General features: G+C 40.8%; 16 protein-coding genes. 8 read left to right on the top strand and 8 right to left on the bottom strand.

Annotated elements, in window-relative coordinates:
- Nucleotides 1-26: 26 nt before the first annotated feature.
- From BMZ56_RS18170 to BMZ56_RS18190, 5 genes are all read left to right on the top strand, one after another.
- Nucleotides 27-1,910, top strand: a complete 1,884-nt coding sequence (locus BMZ56_RS18170; protein WP_143072963.1) for a hypothetical protein — start codon at nucleotides 27-29, stop codon at nucleotides 1,908-1,910.
- On the top strand, nucleotides 1,910-4,018 hold the full coding sequence (locus BMZ56_RS18175) for a hypothetical protein (protein WP_090629079.1): 2,109 nt from the start codon (nucleotides 1,910-1,912) through the stop codon (nucleotides 4,016-4,018). The genes BMZ56_RS18170 and BMZ56_RS18175 overlap by 1 nt, the downstream gene beginning before the upstream one ends.
- A gap of 113 nt (nucleotides 4,019-4,131) precedes the next feature.
- Entirely contained in the window at nucleotides 4,132-4,392 is a 261-nt protein-coding gene (locus BMZ56_RS18180; RefSeq protein WP_090629080.1) for a hypothetical protein, read from the top strand.
- Nucleotides 4,393-4,479: 87 nt separating this feature from the next.
- Entirely contained in the window at nucleotides 4,480-4,635 is a 156-nt protein-coding gene (locus BMZ56_RS18185; protein ID WP_090629082.1) for a glycosyltransferase, read from the top strand.
- A 314-nt stretch (nucleotides 4,636-4,949) separates the two neighbouring features.
- Nucleotides 4,950-6,263, top strand: a complete 1,314-nt coding sequence (locus tag BMZ56_RS18190) for a hypothetical protein (protein ID WP_090629083.1) — start codon at nucleotides 4,950-4,952, stop codon at nucleotides 6,261-6,263.
- A 16-nt stretch (nucleotides 6,264-6,279) separates the two neighbouring features.
- Here the strand turns inward: BMZ56_RS18190 and BMZ56_RS18195 are convergent, their stop codons facing one another.
- The 3 genes from BMZ56_RS18195 to BMZ56_RS18205 are packed head-to-tail and all read right to left on the bottom strand — an operon-like array spanning nucleotide 6,280 to nucleotide 10,278.
- A complete protein-coding gene (locus BMZ56_RS18195; protein WP_143072965.1) occupies nucleotides 6,280-7,872 on the bottom strand; it encodes a hypothetical protein in 1,593 nt (530 codons plus the stop codon).
- Between the two features lie 30 nt (nucleotides 7,873-7,902).
- Nucleotides 7,903-9,030 (bottom strand): glycosyltransferase family 4 protein, encoded by a 1,128-nt coding sequence (locus BMZ56_RS18200; protein ID WP_090629087.1) that lies wholly within the window; start codon nucleotides 9,028-9,030, stop codon nucleotides 7,903-7,905.
- Nucleotides 9,031-9,078: 48 nt separating this feature from the next.
- Nucleotides 9,079-10,278 (bottom strand): glycosyltransferase, encoded by a 1,200-nt coding sequence (locus BMZ56_RS18205; RefSeq protein ID WP_256213840.1) that lies wholly within the window; start codon nucleotides 10,276-10,278, stop codon nucleotides 9,079-9,081.
- A gap of 307 nt (nucleotides 10,279-10,585) precedes the next feature.
- Between BMZ56_RS18205 and BMZ56_RS18210 the strand changes: the two genes are divergently transcribed.
- From BMZ56_RS18210 to BMZ56_RS18220, 3 genes are all read left to right on the top strand, one after another.
- Complete coding sequence (locus BMZ56_RS18210; RefSeq protein WP_090629088.1) at nucleotides 10,586-12,109, top strand: MATE family efflux transporter; 1,524 nt, start codon at nucleotides 10,586-10,588, stop codon at nucleotides 12,107-12,109.
- 78 nt (nucleotides 12,110-12,187) lie between these two features.
- The gene (locus BMZ56_RS18215; RefSeq protein ID WP_177195206.1) at nucleotides 12,188-13,252 is read left to right on the top strand and encodes a polysaccharide pyruvyl transferase family protein; all 1,065 of its coding nucleotides are present in this window, start codon (nucleotides 12,188-12,190) and stop codon (nucleotides 13,250-13,252) included.
- The gene (locus BMZ56_RS18220) at nucleotides 13,233-14,204 is read left to right on the top strand and encodes a glycosyltransferase family 2 protein (protein WP_090629092.1); all 972 of its coding nucleotides are present in this window, start codon (nucleotides 13,233-13,235) and stop codon (nucleotides 14,202-14,204) included. The genes BMZ56_RS18215 and BMZ56_RS18220 overlap by 20 nt, the downstream gene beginning before the upstream one ends.
- A 45-nt stretch (nucleotides 14,205-14,249) precedes the next feature.
- Here BMZ56_RS18220 and BMZ56_RS18225 read toward each other — a convergent pair whose 3' ends face one another.
- The 5 genes from BMZ56_RS18225 to BMZ56_RS18245 are packed head-to-tail and all read right to left on the bottom strand — an operon-like array spanning nucleotide 14,250 to nucleotide 20,059.
- Nucleotides 14,250-15,185, bottom strand: coding sequence for a glycosyltransferase family 2 protein (locus tag BMZ56_RS18225; RefSeq protein ID WP_090629093.1), 936 nt, complete (start codon nucleotides 15,183-15,185; stop codon nucleotides 14,250-14,252).
- Between the two features lie 12 nt (nucleotides 15,186-15,197).
- Nucleotides 15,198-16,292 (bottom strand): glycosyltransferase family 4 protein, encoded by a 1,095-nt coding sequence (locus BMZ56_RS18230; protein WP_090629095.1) that lies wholly within the window; start codon nucleotides 16,290-16,292, stop codon nucleotides 15,198-15,200.
- Between the two features lie 29 nt (nucleotides 16,293-16,321).
- Nucleotides 16,322-17,158 carry a polysaccharide pyruvyl transferase family protein gene (locus BMZ56_RS18235; protein ID WP_090629097.1) on the bottom strand — a complete coding sequence of 279 codons (837 nt, stop codon included), beginning with the start codon at nucleotides 17,156-17,158 and terminating at the stop codon, nucleotides 16,322-16,324.
- Nucleotides 17,155-18,855, bottom strand: coding sequence for a GMC oxidoreductase (locus BMZ56_RS18240; protein WP_090629098.1), 1,701 nt, complete (start codon nucleotides 18,853-18,855; stop codon nucleotides 17,155-17,157). The genes BMZ56_RS18235 and BMZ56_RS18240 overlap by 4 nt, the downstream gene beginning before the upstream one ends.
- A gap of 1 nt (nucleotide 18,856) precedes the next feature.
- On the bottom strand, nucleotides 18,857-20,059 hold the full coding sequence (locus BMZ56_RS18245) for a glycosyltransferase (RefSeq protein WP_090629100.1): 1,203 nt from the start codon (nucleotides 20,057-20,059) through the stop codon (nucleotides 18,857-18,859).
- Between the last annotated feature and the right edge of the window lie 18 nt (nucleotides 20,060-20,077).

The following is a 20,077-nucleotide window of genomic DNA, read 5'->3' on the forward strand; positions in this document are numbered from 1 at the left end:
CCTTACCTTTAAAACCTATCACTAAAATGACAAAGATCGAAAGTACACCTGTAAAACAAACCGGAAATAGCTTTACAAAGGAAGGACTTAACGAAATCAGATCAGTTGCTAATAAAAACGCTGATAATTCAAGTCATGTTTTGGGCAGAATATTTCAAGTAGGCACCGGGAGTGGAAACTTAACTATTAATGGTTCTGTTATAGGCGGAGGCTTATTAGCTGATGACGTTGTGGAAATAGTTCCTGGGACTTATAATGTTATTACTATACAGGATTTCAATATAATTTCAGGATTTGCCACAGTTAGACCCCAAACAGGGCGAATAACGGCAGCCAGTATCGCGCCCTACAGATTAATAGGGGCAATAATTGAAAATATAGATTTAGTTGGAGGAGGACAAAGTAATATTAGATTCGGAGGCTCATCAGCACTACCTTATAAAAATATTATTTTTAGAGGTCTATCCTTTACGGGTGCTACGTCATTTTCTGTTAGACATCAGAACCCCCAAGTGTATAATCCATCTAATCCTGACGCTACCGCCTTACAAAATATCACATTTGATAGCAATGAATTTGTAAACTGCCCCCAGTTTCAACTCGGGGGAAGCCCAAATGACGACACGGGGAGGGTTATTAATCTAGTTTTTAAAAATAATATCTGCCGTAACAGGAATGGTAACTATGATTGGTTGGATGGAGAAGCACCGGATGGTTCTTCTGTTGCCCCTAACTATTTTATCAATGTGACTAACGCCGAAAACTACGACTTTGATGGAAATACGTTTTATAAAATTATGCGGCCGGAAAATCATACCGCGATGATTTTTGCTAGCGGTTGGGGGCTTATTAGAAATAATAGAGCTGAAAAATATAGAGGACAGCTTGGGAGGCAATGGTTGTATGCTAAAGAATCTGGACGTGCTACCTATTCATATAATAATTTAGGTAAAGACTGTTTTAAGTATTCATTGCTTGAATGTCAGGTTACTTCGGGTATGAGTGGCGCAGCAAATTGGGTAGCTTCTGATTATTATTGTTTCTTTAACACTGCCATTAATTTTGGAGCATGGGAAGATCCTGATTTCTGGCAAGCTATCGTGTTGGACAATTATGGTATTGGGGGGGCAAATGTTTATTTTGAAAACAACCTCGGAGTCAATGTGCTCCCCAATACAGGTAATACTTCATTAATTTGGGGGGCAGCCGCCACCACTAATCTGTATAATCAAACGTTTGCCGATCGCTTTGCAGCAAAAATTAATCCACAGGGCATTCCCTATTCCGATAGCCCTATTGTTGGGCAAGGGGTACAAAACATTAGCTACCCCGTATTATCAGATATAGCTGGTACAGAAAGAGCAAGTCCACCTACAATCGGTGCGTACGAGCCGCTATCACAACCGGAGCCGGATTTGCCCACACCAATATCATCGCAAACCGAATACATCGTGAACGTTGGTGGTACAGAAACTATCGAATTAACTAACCATCCACAAGGAGCAATGTCACAATGGTATGCGGGAGGACCTGAGGGCACAGGTGTATTTATATACGAAGGTACCGATTCATTTTCATTTGGGCCACCTAACACAGATAATCCGGTTGCTGCGGTACCAGTTTATATTAGGTATACACAAGATGGTTATGCATCAGATTATTATATTATAACTATTGCTATTGTTGAACAAGGCAATTTTAACCTTACCATTCAGATAAACGGTACTTCAGAAAATCCCGATATCGTATATAATGAAGAGGTACAACCTAACAATACCATGTCCTTTCCAGCAAATACCCAAGTTAATGATATAACGCCTGTATTAGCAGGTTATACATTTACCCCTAGCTCCATGGATGTGCTTATGAATTCAGACAAATTAATAACATTTACTGCTATACCTGAATAATGGAAGTATTCGTAAATTTAAAGATAGATAAGCCAACAGAGTCCGTTGAAAATGAGGTAATAATACCTTTGAAGGCAGAAAATTTCATACGATTAGATGGCTCTAATCAAATACCTTATTTATGGGTAGACGGAGATTTAAACACGTTCGACCCTCCTGAATATGGTGTATCCGTATTAGATAATGCAGACAGGCGTACGGTGTATGATTTCAGAGGTTATGATGATGTTGTGATTTCACGAATGAGGGTGAGAGACATGGCAGGAGAAATCACAATAAATGTTTATGGCGTGGATGAATATTACAGTAGGACTTACCTAGGTGCTTTCGTTACATCCGGTTATAATGTATGGAAAACACTAACATTTCCCCCAATAAAGGTGAAGTATCTCATATTCACGGGCGGGTATGTTGGTTTTACCAATAGGACCACTGAATTTGAAGTGTATGGGAAATATGTTAATTTAAATTTACCGCCTGTAAACGTTCCTGCAAAGCCAGTCCCCTTAACAAATATGATGGGAACGAATACCCATATCTGGTATCTCTTTGACATACCGCAAATGACGGTGCCTGCTGGTAAAAAAGCGATGTTTGAGCGGTATAATGTAGTAAGAGTATATGCCGACTGGAACGAATTGGAGCACCAAGAGGGGCTTTATACATTTAATCCAACAAATGGAGGAAGCTGGAGATTAGATACCTATTTAGCGACGGTAAAAGATTCCGGAATACAATCTATACTTTGTTTGCAGGTTATTCCCAATTGGATGCGAAACGAATGGCCAGAAGGACAGCGGGATAGGGAAAATAGACCCAATCGATATGGTTCAAATCCCACAAACATATGGGGATACGTCGAACAAGCTAGAATGGGATATCAGCTAGCAGCGAGATACGGTACCGGAGCTGCATTCAACCTAATAGATACAATAACAGATATCGCTAATTTACCTGTTTCCGCCAACGAGAATGACACTTATTATCTTCAAGAAGTATTGGGCAATAATAATCAAACCGTTAATTCCAAAGCGTTTACTTGGAAAGACGGTGAATGGCAGGAATTGGTGAAAGTAAGAGTACATCAAAGATGGACAAACGATGTGTTAAATTCAGTTAAAATAGGAGAAAATACGCTTAATATAATCGAATGCGGAAATGAAAACAATAAAAATTGGAAAGGTAAAAAGGGCTATCAGGGGCCGCGGGAACATGCCGCCAATTTAAGTGCCTTTTATGATGGTCATAAAGGAACAATGGGCCCGGGTGTTGGTGTGAAAAATGCAGACCCCAATATGTTGGTAACCACATCCGGATTAGCCGGTTTGCATTATAATTATTTTATGGGGATAATTTACTGGTGTATGGAACATAGGGGTTTTAAGGAAGATGGTTCCGTAGATTTACCATTTGATTTCATTAATTTTCATAGTTACAGAAATACTGAAGGCTCTGAACAACATTCCGGCGCTACTAGAAAAGGAATGGCCCCAGAACCATCAGGGTTTTATAACGATATACTTAGATTAAGGCAATTAGCTTACCAATATTTAGGGGATATGCCCATGATATTAGGTGAGACAGGTTATGATTGGCATCCTAATAGCCAACAAGCCCCTGTACCTTGGGGAAGCTACACTATTCCTCAAATACAAGCCATGTGGATGCTTAGGACGGCCTTGGAAGCTATAAGAGTAGGGATAGATTGGGTAACTTTCTATGAAATTGTAGATGACGATGGCACCAGTACTACATACCAAACAAGTGGTATGAATGAAAAGACAGATCAAAGTCCCAGGTTAATAACAAAATATTTTATGCAATTAAGACCTATTGTAAATGGCTTTCTATATGATGGAGACAAAGATGTAGACCCTGTTAGAGTCATTAGGTTAGTTAAAGACAATGAGGAAATTTATGCTCTTTGGCTACCAATAGAACAGAGCGATACTATTAATTATGTACTGGATAGCCTACCTATACATAGCTCCGCTACTTTATATACATTGACGGACACCACCGTGGTTAGCGGTACTAACTTACCGTTAGCATCTAGCTATACCATTGAATGTACGGAAATACCGGTCTTTATTAAAATAACTAAGTAATAAAATTACATATTTATCGAATGGAAGTTGAAATTCCAATATGTCAGAGAGCGTCTGTGCTCTGAATTGTCGATACGTTTGGTTATCTTGCTTACGAAGGAGTTTCCGTGGGCATGGTGCAAGATTACGATGTACACGACAACACATTTTCGCACATAAATACGGAAAACAACGAACATAATAGTATGTTTTTTCTCGTTGGCAACGGCAAATTCTACAACAACCGCATTAACAACCACCAAGGCAACGCCCTCCGGGATTGGGTGGTTAGTGTAGGCGATACTCCGAAATCCGTAGAGATATTCAATAATATTGTTGTCGAATCGCGGGGAAGTATTCTGCTTTCGAAACTCAATCTTTCGAGCGTTTCATGATCCCGAAAAAAACAAACCTACGCGAATGTAAAAGTCTACCACAACACCTATGGCAGCCTCAATCTTTCTCGAGATTGGTATGGTGCGGTGGTCTCCATTCTGATTACTGTGTGGAACGAGGAGGTAAATATATTGAACTGCATCTCCAGCTTGTCTGCACTTGAAACAAGCATTCCGCATGAGATTATAGTCATTAACAACAATTCGACAGACAACACGCAGCGGAGTAGCCTAATCGCTTAGGATCAAAAATCAAAATCTCAAAGAAGTTAACGTATCGGTATTATTATAATAAAAAACAATAAAAATTTGCATTAGCAGCAATATTTTGTTTTTTTTGTAGCGCATTTACTACAAAAAAGTTTTTTCTACCTCATGATAAAGCAAAATGTTGCCAGAACTTCGATTGTTGCCACTATTGGTAAGTTTGATGTCGTGCTTTTTTTCTTATAAAAAAAAGCTATTCTTGTCATTGAAAGCAGCCAAGCTGGCACCCGCCAGCTTTACGACTGCATTACAATCATCGCCATCGAGAAAAGGTACGTCTTAATTCGCCTATGAAACACCTGATAACCGTAAGGGTCACCAAAGATTGTCTACTTGTATTATTATTTATCACGTTTCTCGTTTCGGGATGCAAAAAAGACATTTATTCAAATGTTGACGCCCCAGGAACTAGCATAGCTGCAGAAAAGCAGACTGACCAAAACAAACAGGAACAAAAACAAGCGGATATCGTCGTAGGATCAAGCAACGGCGGCGATTTAATTATTGACGGCAAAGCACTGGACATCAAGGAAGGTATACTGATCAGCATAGTAGGAGGCACCTACAATTCCATTACAATCCGCAATATGAGCGGTTCTAAAGACAAACCGATTATTATCCGGAACAACAAGGTAGTAATGGTAAAGGGAAATATGAAGACGGAAAACCTCAATCACATTCATATCATTGGGAATGGTGATTCAAATACAAAATATGGATTCGTATTTTTGAATTTTCGTTTTAGTGCTATTGATATGGCCGGTCAGTTAAATGGTGTGGTACTGCAAAATATGCAGTTCAAAAATTCTAGTAATTACTACTGCATAACGGGGCATGGCGTAAACAAAGCCCAAGTATATGACGGTACAAATAGCACCCTAACTGATGGCTTTAAAATAGTAAACTGTGAGTTTGATAATGTTGGAAAGATTTCTTTTGGAGGGGCGATTGATAAAAGTACTGATCGAGGTTATTTTAGAAATGTAGAAATTGCGTATAATACGTTCATTAATATGAACATTGGTACAATATGCGAATTTCTTAATGTCGAAAACTACAACATAAACCATAATACAGTTAATAATGTCAACCAAACCAACAATAACCACAATGGTGTGTTCTACATGGTGGGCAGCGGTAAATTCCACAACAATAAACTGACCAACTACCAAGGGAATGCCATACGAATGTGGGCATTTTCCAGGGGGACTTCACCACAAACCGTGGAAATCCACCATAACATATGCTACAATACGCGAAAGTACGGTGCATTTGAAATTCAGACATTTGACCGGAATATCATTCCGGGGAAAACAACGTATGTCAACGCGAAAGTATACAATAACACAGTTGGTAGGATGAACACATCCAACGATTGGGACGGGCAATTATTGGATCTATATGATTTGCGGGGCGGTTCCCTTGAATATTATAATAACCTCGGATTTGAGTTAGTTAGCAGCAATGTTATTGCAGATATGATTAACAACATGAGCAAGACTCCTATTGTCAAAAAAAACAACCATTACGCTAGTTCGCAACAAGAAGCTGTAAACAATATCTCTGATTTTAAATCGAAGATTCAGGGAATAGGAGCCTTTTAGGTAAAGTATCGTATTATTATCGCACCACTTCTACAAAAACAGGGGTTTCTGTTACTTTCAATTGGAGACCATCATCGCCGATCGCTCTACTTTCAGTCATCATCTCATTCGATCCTTGTTGGGGATGATGGATCCTTACTTCGGAGATGCCTGGAAGCTTTAAGGTATAATCCTCTTCTCTCCCTATTTGATCTGGAACGGTCAACACGTATATTTTTTCGTCCTCCAAGGAATAAACATCTACGATGGGATCGTTATTGATTGTACCACTATAAAAATAATCACCTATTAAGTTTCTAGCTTGTAGTAAAAAGTCAGCTGATGGTCTCCTACGTCCGGCCTCAATTAACCCTGACGAATTGTATTGGACCTGACTATTTTTACTTACATCGTTAAGCATATAAAAGAACACTCTATTTATCCCCACGCGGGAATACAGGAGCGCCGTACGCAAAATCCAGTCAGCTTGTGTGTCAATGGTAGTTTTATTTCCAATCGGCAATGCTCGCTTTATGCTTCTTTCATTGACATCAAACCCACATTCGGTAACCCACACCTCAATGCCATCGGCTTTTTCACGACTCAGGTTAATGAAATCGATTGCCGCTTTTCCGACACTCGAAAGTTCGGGAGCTACACCATGGTTTTTGCTCAGATCGGGGTTATTCCCCCAATATTGCCCAGCTCGTACGGAAGAATACTGGTGGTAGTTGATTACATCAAAACACAAGGTATAGCTGCCATCTTTTGCTCGATTTTCTTTGCACCATGTAATCATCCTATCCACCCATTTTAGATCTGGAGATGCGATTCCAGCCATAACTACCTTCATGGATGGATCTGCACTTTTCACACCCACACCTTCCCCGAGTGTACCCATATGGCCATCGTAGAAAGCAGACAATTGGGCGGCATATTCCTCTGGTGTTTGCTGGGCATTGGGGCCTGACCAGTCTTTATTAGGTTCATTGCCACATTCTATATATTCCAATGTGCCCAAACCTATTTTGACATCTGGCACGTCGCCCCATGTGACTGCTTTCACCAGAGTAGGATTTATATTTGCGTTTTTACCATATCTGGCCGCAACTTGAAACCCCAATTTAGCAAAATCAACATAAGAGGCGGGATCGCGTTTGTCAGCCCCCTTAGGTACCATTATATAATCTCTTAAACTGCCATACGCTTTTTTACGGTCATACTCGTCGGAATAATACTTTTCTCTGAACCAGCGCGGAATAGTTTGCAAACAGGTCAACGTTACGATACCCTGCTGTTTATTTTTCCGATAGATATCATCGTAGCTGAACCGGTAGAACCCTTCCCGTACCTCTATACGATCCCAATCCAAGTATTGTCTAAACCCGGTAAACGTCTTAATCAATTCGAATTTTTGCTGATTGAATGCAGTACCATTGGTATATTCCCAATCAAAACCATTAATCCCAATCATGTTCCTAAATGGAATGCTGTCTGTACTGGACAGGACTTCAATATTTCCATCATCTGTCGACTTGGAGGTTGGGTTCCCCGTGCAGTTTGAAAAGTTTACACAAATCACCAGAAGATAAATAAATAATTCTACAAACATGATTTTGTTCAATTTCATATATTGTCCCATCGATTTACCGATTACCGGCTAACACACACTTTCGTAAACATTTATCAATTGTTCCGCAGCGTTCTTCCAGCTAAAATATTCCGCACGTTTTAATCCCTTTTCCATCAAAACGGCTCTTTTCTCCTGATCGCTTGACAAGCTCGTTATGGCATCTCCCAAGTCGGTCACATCCAACGGATCAACAAGCCATGCCGCTCCTGCTGCAACTTCTGGCATCGAAGAAGTATTCGAAGTAATGACGGGCACCCCGCAAGCCATGGCTTCTAAAATGGGGAGTCCAAAACTTTCACGGATTGAAGGATAGAGAAATAATGAAGCAGCATTATACATCAATGGCATATCCTGAGCCCGGATATATCCAGGAAAAACAAAATTGCTGATCAGCCGCTCTTCCCCCATTGCACGTAACTGATCAAGCACGAGGTCACGAGAATAATCCAAAACAATTAAAGGAAGCGGTGATTTAGCTTTACTCGCATAATTTACATACGCCAAAATCGTGTTCTTTGTGTTTTTCTTGGGCGCAGTGTTTCCTAAGAAAAGTATATATTCATTTGGCAGAGCAATCGATGTTCGGAACGCCTCAACATGCTCATGGGAATAGCGATTATTGAACTGCTTTCCTACAGCGTTGTAAATAACCTGAATCTTGTGGTCCGGTATGTTTAACTTATCCATCATCACTTTCTTCTCAAATTCTGATACCGTTATGATTGCTTTGGCTTTCTTTACGACAGTCGGCACCACATATTTTCGATAGATATTACCAAAATTTTGATACAGTGTACCTGCCATATCCAATTTTTCCAAATAGATAATGTCATGTAACGTCAGCACCAACGGCAGTGAGGGAAACAACATCGACGTATTGCAAGTCGAATGTAAAAGATCGAGCCGCATATTCTTGATGGCCAAGGGGAAAACGACTTGCTCCCAAATGGGATATGGCCAACTCCCCAGATCCTTGATTTGCAGATTGTGTGATGGCGTTATGCAATAATCCTTGTCTTTTTTTACGAAAACCACATATTCATGCGGCGTTTCAGCCTGTTGCAGCTCCTTAATCAACTCCAATGCAACAACCTCCATCCCGTGTTTTTTAGGCCGAAACAATCGTTGAACTTCTATGCCAATCCTTTTCCCCATCTTTTTAATCTACATTTTCGAAAATACCATTCGCATAATCTTTTTAGACTATTTGATCTCAGCCTGTTTACCGCCATGGTAATGCTCTGTCGCGACCGATATCCTGTTCGCTTTTCTGGAAGTTAGTAGTGCCAATACCTGGAAAAAAACAAATCTCGGCGCTGATAATAAAGATCGAAAAATCCTTGAATCTGCTTTGAAATAGATAAGGCTGTATACAAAAAAAATCACAAAAACCAGAAAAACACATACCCAGCCGACGGCAAGCCAGGGATTCACGAGTACATCGACCACTAAACAAATAAAAGACAATCCCAGCAATAGAAACAGCGGCAGACGCAATAACATCAGACTAAACAAAAAGCGGTTCAAATTTGGCGGAAAGATAGACGAAAACAGCATTTTAAGTCCCAGATAAGCAAATTTAAACCACGTATTTATCCATCTGGATCGCTGCTTTACCAACTGGTTCGTCCTGGATGTCTTTTCGTCGTAAACAATGGCATGTTCCGCAAATGCTATGGTCGTATCACGAATCAGTAGCTGATACTGAAGCAATTTATCAAACCCAGCCCCCGCAAGTTCCTCTTTTTCGAGACATTGCCGATATAAATCCGTATTAAAAGCCATCCCAGATCCGGACAACGCTGCCGAGGATCCTGCTTCGAACAATAATTTACGATCGATGAGCCGATAGTAAATGTCGCCAGCTTCGTCTAAACAAGCATACCGTGTGTCCAGATTTTTTGCTTTCCTTACACCTTGGACGGCTTCATAACCGTTGTCGAAAAAAACATTCAATTCATTGAGGTATTCTTCGTCAACCAAATTATCACTATCAATAATGGTAAGCAGCTCATGATGTCTTCTGAAATTCCTGATTGCATAAAAATGCGATTTGATGTTACTGGCCAGTGTCTCCGGGGGGCGCAAAAGGATAACTTTATTGCTGTTGAAGTTTAACGCTGATACGTCACAATTATCTGCGACAACATACACCAAATAATTATCATAATTGAGCTTTAATATGGAATCCACTACATCGGGCAACTGTTCGGTTTGCTGGTAGGCAGTTACAATTATGGCATAATCAGGTGATGATAACGCCCGGACATCTTGATTGTTTCTTCTATTCTTAAACAAACTTAGGATAAAGAGAAACAAAGGCATGAGGAGTTGCAACATTAGGCACAATTGCACCAATAACAATATATAAAACAACACATTCATCATTTCCCTATTAAACATAACTTAAGATCAATCCCGTCCTGAATAAAAGTAAGCGAATAAGTTTAAGTAACGCTAATAACCCTATTTTGGATAGCATAACCAAACGTAATTTTCTGGCGGCAAATGTAATACAATTTCCGCGGTAACTTCTTAAGGAGGTGTAGTAGGAACTCTACAAATAGGTATTTTGGAGTAGATTACGTTTACGACCTCCGCATCTTTCCTTACTTTTGACACCGTTAATTCCGCTAATGAAATTCGAAGATGAGGCATATCTGCAAGGCTTTCCCCGACAACACAAATTACATAGTGACTATCAACTAAAATGGGGAAAAAACAATTTGTATTAAATTTTGCATCTACGTTATTCGCTAGCGCCGTTGGTTTAGGGATATCTTTTCTGCTGACACCATATATTGTAAGAACATTGGGAGCAACCGCGTATGGTTTCTTCCCGTTGTCCGCAAATTTTATCAGTTATATATCCATTGCTACAGTTGCATTAAATGCATTGGCGAGCCGCTTTATTACGATTGAACTTGAACGGAAGAATATTGACAAAGCCAACGTGTATTTCAATAGCGTATTTGTGGCGAATATTATTCTTTCAAGTATCCTACTGATCGTATGTACAGGCTTTTTATTCTTTCTTGATCGTATTTTTGATATACCAAACAATCTATATGTTGATGTACGTTTGTTATTTACGTTTACGTTTATCAGCATGTTGATCGGTTTGGTGTTTTCTGTCTTTAGTGTTTGCACCTTTGCCGTTAATAGACAGGATGCGGCGGCCTTAAGGGCAATCATAAGTAATGTATTGCGTGTTTCCACCATATTTGGGCTATTTTATTTTTTTATTCCGAAGCTCTATTACTTAGGTATATCAAGCATCGTCTCCGCAATATATTTAGCAATTGCCAATTTTAGGTTAACCAAGCGGTTTTTACCGCAAATGCAACTCAACATCCGCTTGTTTGACAAAAAAGCGGTGAAAGAAATTTTATCTTCAGGTGTTTGGAATTCTGTCAACCAACTAAGTGTCGTTTTGCTTACGCAATTGGATTTAATGCTGGTAAACATATTCCTGAACGCACATGCCATGGGTGAATTTTCTCTGACTAAAATCATCCCAAATTTTATTCAAATGTTGATTGGCACTGTAGTCTCTGTATTTGTTCCAACTTTCGTCATATTATTTGGCCAAGGAAAAACCAAAGAACTTTTAAAGGAGGTTTTCTTTTCGATAAAACTAGTTGGTATGTTTGCACTTATACCTATTAGTTTCCTTATTGTTTATGGCGACTCTTTTTTCCGATTATGGGTTCCAAATGAAAATACCGAGCTATTGCATAAGCTTTCAAATCTTGCATTGATTCCCATGTTGGTTACCGGAAGCATCAACACACTTTTCAACGTATATACGGTTACAAATAAATTGAAAATACCTGCATTGGTATGGGTTACCGTTGGCACCATCAATACGCTATTGGTTTTATTTGCCTTTAAAACGACGGATTGGGGCATTTTTGTCATACCCATTGTAGGCTTAGCTACAGGATTGCTTCGTAACTTAATTTTCACGCCGATCTATGCAGCCCGGTGCCTCAACCTAAAATGGCATACTTTTTACAGAAATATATCGAAAGCGTTGTTAGGTAGTATCGTCGTGATGTCATTATGTTACCTCGTTAAGTATTGGTTTAATGTTATCCCTGATAGTTGGTTTGATTTCATTATTCTTGCAGTTTCAATTGGTTTAATTTCTGTTGTTATTATGGTATTGATACTATTGGATAAACAAGAAAAGCAAGCCGTTTTGAAACGTATTTCAAAATTCAAACGTTAGCTCGACAGTTGTACCATTTACTATCATAACTGTCAGTGCTCGTAATCGTTTATGTTGAAAAAAATTAAAAAAAAGTATATGTTAAATTTCATACGCGAAGAACTTAGGAAGAAGATCCTTTTCCCGCTAAAAATAAAACGTTGGACAGGTGATGTCGTTGAGCAGTTTAAAAAAACGCCAGAAAAACGGATCATTGTTTTCCAAACCCCGACCCATTCCAATATCGGGGACCATGCCATCGCCGAAGCACAGTATCTATTTATTTCCGATAATTTCCCCGACTACTGTTATATTGAGATAAACCAGACGCTTATGCCTGAATTTATTAAAAAATATAAGCAATTCATCAGGGCCTCCGATATACTTGTTTTGCATGGTGGCGGAAATTTTGGAAACGAATACATGAGGGAGGAAAACCTACGAAGAATGGTTGTGAGTGAATTTCCAGAAAACAAGATTGTTATTTTCCCTCAAACGATTTATTATTCAGAAGATGAACTAGGCAAATCGGAATTGAAAAAAACAAAAGAACTATTCATTAACCATAAAAAGCTCATATTGACGGCAAGGGAGCAGGTTTCTTACGATTTGATGAAAACGTATTTCCCTACCAACAAGGTAATCCTCACGCCTGACATTGTCTTATATCTATCGAAAAATTATCTTTTCGAACGACAATATGGATTAGAAGTTATTCGTGCGGACCAAGAGTCTATTTTGAGCAATCGAGCGAAAGATGAAATCCATACTTTGTTGGAAGATAATTTTGAAGAAGTCATCGTTTCTGATATGCACATAGAAAATTATGGTAAGGCGTATACGAGCAAGCAGCGTGCACCAATTGTCGAAAACAAATTCCGGCAATTTGCCCGGGCAAAACTTGCGATCACCGATCGATTGCACGGCATGGTATTCGCAACCGTAACCGGGACACCTTGTATCGTATTTTCCAACTATAACCAGAAAGTATCTGGAACTCATCGTTGGATTAAAGATTTACCATATATAAAATTTGTCGATACCTTCGAGCAAGCCAAAAGTGCTTTTGAAGAATTGAAAGAACTGCCATCCTATGAATCATATTCTTCCGATACACTGAAATTTAAGTACCAACCATTAATTGATGTCATTCGTGCAAGCTAACCCGTTAATATCTGTTATTGTTCCCGTCTACAAAGTAGAAGATTATTTGGAAAGATGCGTCGATTCGATTCTCATCCAAACCTATAGAAATCTGGAGATTATTTTGGTTGATGACGGATCGCCAGACAACTGTCCTATTATTTGCGATGAATATACTAGAAAAGATAACCGGATACGGGTAATACATCGTGAAAATGGTGGATTGTCGGAAGCCAGAAACAGTGGTTTGGATGTCGCAAAAGGTGAATTCATTTCATTCGTTGATAGCGATGATGCTGTACATCCCCAATTTATAGAATCGTTATATAAGGGAATCGTACAAACCGGCAGCGATTTTGCTGTCTGCGGATTTCAAAGTTTCTCCGAAGAAAGCGAAATAAAAACAGATTTCTCCAGCCATGAAGTATATTCTTATGCAGGCACAGACCTTTTAAACGGCTCATATAACATAGAATACATCGTTGCTTGGAATAAACTATATAAAAAAGAAATCTGGCAGAATTTGAGATATCCAAAGGGAAAATACCACGAAGATGAGTTTGTCTTCCATTTAGTATTTTATTCAGCCAAAAAAATATGCAGGATAAAGCTCCCTTTGTACTATTATTTCCGAAGGGAAAACAGTATTATGACTTCAAAGGGCGATATGCTATTGAAGCGGAAAACCGACCTGTTGGAAGCAGAAGGAGTCCGACTAAAATTCAGTAAACGACACGGGTTGGACACGCTGTATGATGTGACGTATAAGCGAAAGATGAGAACTTTATTTTTCATTTTAGACATTGTGCACCTACGCCAGATTCCCGACAAGATTAAACAGGAAGTAAAACTTGATTATTGGACGTTTACAAAAAAACACCAACTAAAAATTCTATTAATTAGATTTTTTCCTTTCGTCTTGTCGACGTATAGAAAACTAAAGTCAATCACAAGCCATAGTGCCCCGGCATGATGTGATCTGTGATCCATCTGGATGTCCTTCCGGTTCAGCTGAAAGTTAGTGTGGTTTCAAAAGCGATTTTACATATGCTTTGAATCGCTTGTAGTTACCACTTATGAAATGCCTTACGGTTTCTGGAGTACCATCGGATATGCCGTTTGCTTTCGCCCAGCTTACCAGTTTAATGAGGTCCCCCAAGGTAGACTTTGATGACCGGAAATAGTAGTTGACCGTCAGCATCCATTGTTTTTTCAGCCAATCGGGTTCGGTCAAAATACCTAAACGGACCGCTTGGTTGTTGATGTATTTTTTTTCCTCCATGTTTTCAATAATGAAATCGGATGAAAGCGATTTAGTGATATTACTATCATGTACCCGGTAAACGCCTATGGATTCATTCATTAGATAGACATCGCCGTATAACAACGACCGCATATATATCGCGGCGTCATTTACCATTTTCATGCTACCGATTTGGCTATCGACCAAGGCACTTCGCCTGAATACCGTAGGAAATGTAGATACCGGTTTATCATACTTGAAATTGAAGTTATCCAAGTAGTCTTTCTTATCCAAATATCCACTTACATTCATTTTGAATGGCCTGAAGATATTGTTTTTTTCCATCTTTATATCGGCGTTTGCTCCGACGAATGCGAGTGCAGGATATTGGTCAAACAGATGCACGGCCTTGGTTAAAAAAAGAGGGTCGGTATAATAATCATCATCGTCGGCAAAAATCACGTATTGACCGTTGCTTTGGTTAAAACCGAACCCCCGGTTGTATCCGCAGCCCATATTCTGCTGATTCCGGAAATACCTAACAAAGGGGTATCGTTGGGTATACACCCGCATAGTATCCGGGGTGTTATCGGATGAGTTATCGTCTATCACGATAATTTCGACATCTTTGTAGTCTTGGGCCAAAATGGAATCGAGTAACTGTATCAAATAGGCATTCCTATTATAGGAAGGTATAACAAAACTAATCATAACAACGCATTTTTAATCTAATTTTACAAAATCATCAACTTTGGCTCCTTGCGTTTTTCCGCTATAAACATCATGTAAACGAGCTGAAATTAACCCCTCATCGTGATTCCGTCGCACGTCATCATACAATGCTTTACCCCATTCGACGAAAACATCAGATTGTTCTCGCTTCAGGACAATGGCCTTCAAAATGGCCTGGGTCAGTTTATCAAAATGATCGTTTGGATCCGAATACTGATACGTCAACAGACAGGACTGATCTTCAAAATCCAAAATGGTACCGATTTCGGGACAAATGACCGATCTTCCATAGGAAGCCGCCAAAATTACCGAACCCGAATTCAGGCTGCTATTGATATCATAAGGTAACACCAACAGATCGTGCGATCCCATTAACTGAGGAATATCCTCATCTTCAATAAAATCCAACCGCAATTCAACAGTTTGCAAGTGAGTGCAGCGATCGGTTATCGCTTTTCCATAGTTGACATTCAACGGCTTTCCGGCAACCGTGAAGGAGACATTGTCGCCTAAATTTTGGATGACATCGATGAGCAACTCGATATTTTTATAGGGTCTGACAGCTCCCAAAAACAGCAAGCGTAAAGGCATGGCTTCAGCCTTTCGCAACTCAGGCACTGTCTTCCCGTAGACATTTATGTAGTGGGGATGGGGAATATGATGTATTTTTTTTGTGATGCGCTTACCATATTGATCAATCAGTAACTGACTACTCAATTTAGAATGAATAACAATAACAGCAGATAATCGTATAAAAAGCCAGGTAATCAACTTGTTATACCCGTTAAAAACGCTATCATGCACCTGTTTATTGTGCATGGTCCACACGATACGTTTTCCCGAGATCCGCAACGCCAGTAATACCGAGCATTTCCAGAGAAACTCAGTAAACGCCTTGAAACGTTTCCTTTCAGAGATGTTCTCATACCAGTTAAAGTGTACCGCTGTGACAGACTTAAAGGTTTTTACGTCACGGAATACTTGATTCACCTTAATAAACTCAACATTTTGGCCATCCAGCGCCTTACGAATCAAATCCAGGTAAGGGTTTTCATTCAAAGCCTCGGGATAAAAAGCAACTTTCATGATCTGTGCTGATAACAAAACCGGACCAATTATAAAAACGGGAAAGACTCCAACATCCGCGTAATATCGACCTGGGGCTTGGGAAATGACACCCCCATTTCCAAGGAGAACCCATTCTCAAACGATGGAGGAACTGTTGACATCACCCTTCCTGTACCCTCGAGGTAATCTTCGTACTTAAAAAGGGTTTCGCCGCCTATCGGATGGACAAATCGTACAGGAACTCCAAAGACTTCCGCCAAGATGAGCCCATGCAACGAAGATGTGATGACTGACTCGCTCGTCAAGATCTCTTCAGTAATTTTCCTCCAATAGCCAACGGGTGAGACCAATCTGACTTCGCTCGGCACCAACTTCTGTACCTGTTCAAGTTCGTTTAAGTTTGGTATCACAATATGTTTGTCTTTTTTTGGCCGATACTTAAGCTTAGGAAAAAGATGAGGGATCAACAGTGCTGGGTCACCGAAGACATTGCAATCGACCCGGATACCCATCTCTTCTAAAAAATGTTTGGTCCGGGGCCCCCTGAGCATACGGATGTCCAGGTTGCTAAATCGATGATCCGCACGATCCATTTTACCGTTTACACCACTTCCCCAGATGATATCGTTGTCTTGTGCAAAATGGATAATCGAACCGATTGCAAGCATTCGTCCGTCTACAGGAGGCAACGTATTCAATGTACTCGCCCGCCTCAACAGTTCACCGACCACCACGATCGAGAGATAATCACCGAAATTCTGCCCATATATCCATCTCCGCCCCCGAAATTTGCGGAACCAAACCAATTTATGTTTGACCAACGGATGACGATAACGGTGATAATCGCGCAAGTACAGGGGTAATTCCAATGGTTTATACTTCATCTAAGTTCTCCTTTTTTCAACTGATCCACAGCATACGCACAAGCGCGCGCAGTGAGAGCCATATACGTTAACGAGGGATTCTGACAGGCCGAAGAAGTCATACAACTTCCATCGGTGATAAATACATTTTTCACCGCATGCAGTTGATTAAATGCATTTAATACAGATGTATTCGGGTCATGTCCCATCCGTGCCGTTCCCATTTCATGCACGGTACTTCCTCCCGGTTTCGAATAATTGAATGTATTTACCTGCTTAAATCCAGCGCTATGCAACATCTCGGCACAACTGTCCTGGATATCGACTTGCATATTTTCTTCGTTCCTCCCGAAGGCGAAATCGACCACCGTCATTGGCAGCCCCCATTTATCGGTAAGCGAGGTGTCCAAGTACACCCGATTCGTGGCCGATGGTAAGCACTCTCCCCATCCTCCCATCCACACTGTCCACGGACCGGGCGAAAGTACTGCGTTCTTAAATGATCTTCCAAAACCCGCAAGGCTATCCTTCTGCTCCTGCCAACCCATACGCTTTCCAATGCCTTGTACTTGATAACCTCTTGTAAACTGTGTTTGCTTATCATTGCCGACATTACGAAACCGGGGAATCAAAAAGCCGCATGGACGTCTACCGCGGTAATACCGATCTTCATAGCCATCGTGTACACCTGCAGCACCTGCAGATGAATGATGATCCATCAGGTTGAGCCCTACCTGCCCACTATCATTGCCCAACCCATTAGGAAACCTGCTAGACGTAGACCGAAGCAGGATCGCCGCTGTAGCAATGGTAGAAGCGTTGATAAATATAAGCGGTGCATTGAATTCAGTGTCATCTAACGTTACCGTATCAATCACACGGACACCGGTAGCCCGACCCGAACGCTCATCAAAGATGACCTCCTTAACCAACGAAAACGGTCGCAAGGTGAGGTTACCAGTAGCCATAGCCTGCGGTATGGTAGCGCTGTTACTACTGAAATATCCACCGAATGGACAGCCACGTGAGCATAAATTACGATATAGACAAGGGCCTCTTCCCTTCCATCCTTTGGTAAGATTAGCTACCCTTGCTATGGTAAGCGTTCGGCCAAAATCCTGCTGTATACGATTGCGTAGGTGTTGTTCTATACAGTTCAACTCCATAGGTGGAAGAAACACACCATCCGGAAGGTGAGCAAGTCCTTCGTTGCGGCCACTCACGCCGATGTAACGTTCCACATAATCGTACCATGGTGCGATCTCTTTGTACCGGATAGGCCAATCTACCCCCACTCCTTCCTTTGCATTCGCTTCGAAATCAAGATCGCTCAACCGGTAACACTGTCGACCCCACGTCAGCGATCGGCCTCCAACCTGATTTCCTTGAAACCAACTGAATGGCCGCTGCTGCACATAAGGACTTTCGGCATCCCGCGCATAAAAATGCCGATTCCCTTCGTCGTAGCCAGAACTTTGTACGGGGTCGGCTGCCCACTCTTCCCGTGTGGTATTGGTGCGAAACCGGAAATCCCAGGGTTGGAGGTTTGCAGTAGGATAATCCAAAATATGACGTACGTCCCTTCCCCTGTCCAACAGCAATGTTTTCAAGCCCTTATCACAGAGCTCTTTAGCTGCCCATCCCCCACTAATACCAGATCCTATGACAATTGCGTCGTAATTACGCGCTTGCCTTGCTGTATGCTGATCTATTGACATGCTACGATTGACGAATATATTCTTTGGTGATACCAAGCATGTGCTGCGTGATCGTTGGCCAACTGTGCGTCTCTGCCACCGCTATGCGTTGTTTCCGTTTTTCATCCGTATCGCTTTCCAGTGCTTCCTCCAATTTAGCTAAAAATTCTTCCTTGGATGTTGCCAAACCAACGACTTGATGAAAAACCTCTTGCATAATGGTCGTAGCTGTGGCCACTATAGGCTTCCCCATAGCGAGGTACTCATCGATTTTCAATGGATAGTTGTCATCGGTAATCTCGTTGACTTGCTGTGGATTGATACAAACGTCGAAATGCTGCACATAAGCGGGAACCAGCATGGAGTCCTTTTTTCCAAGAAAATGGACATTATTGAGTGTATGAAGTTTACTCTGTTGGAACGCCTCGTCTTCAGGGCCGATAAATACAAAATTCCATTCCGGTTTGTTTTGTGCTAAATAAACCAATAAATCAACATTTAGTCGCAACGCTATAAGCGCCCCGATATAACCGACAATGGGTTTTGAACGAATCTGCGAAAGGTCATCTGGGATTGGATGCGATACGTTGGCGTCAAACAACGTAATATCACATCCATTACCAATGTAATATGCATGGGTATTGTATTGCGAAGCACGTTTGGTAAATCCGGGTGAGTTGCATAGGATCAAATCTGATTTAGCCATCAGTAATGGTTCCAATACGCTACCGTGTCGCTTCCAATAATCCATTGCGATAATGTAGTCCCGGTCAAGGTACCCATTTACGGATGGTTTAAGTAATTCTTTAAGAAAGAAGCTCCGGTAGATGTCTTTATCGTTAATCAAGATAACATCCTCAAAGCCAAGTTCGTCTATTGCCTGCCTAATTTCTTTGGCAAACTTGCGGTTGTTCCGCCGATTAAAAAATTGGAAAATCGTCGTGTTAGGAATCCAGTTGATCGATTCGATCACCTTTCCAGGATATAACGTCCATAAATTTTCAGTAACCTGCAACAGCTGGCTCCGCTTATGCTTTTTAACAGACTGAAGATGATCATTCACAAACTTGTCAGACGTACCAAAAAGGTACGTCCTACGATCTATCGGCGGGTTGACATAGAGTACACGATGGTGTCGTGATAACTCCTTAGCAATACTGGTCGAAGTCGACTCCCGATCGGTATTAATCCGTTGCAGACTTACAAACACAAAATCTAACCTCATCGTTATATTTTTTATACA

This window comes from Parapedobacter indicus (assembly GCF_900113765.1).
Taxonomy (GTDB): Bacteria; Bacteroidota; Bacteroidia; order Sphingobacteriales; family Sphingobacteriaceae; genus Parapedobacter; species Parapedobacter indicus.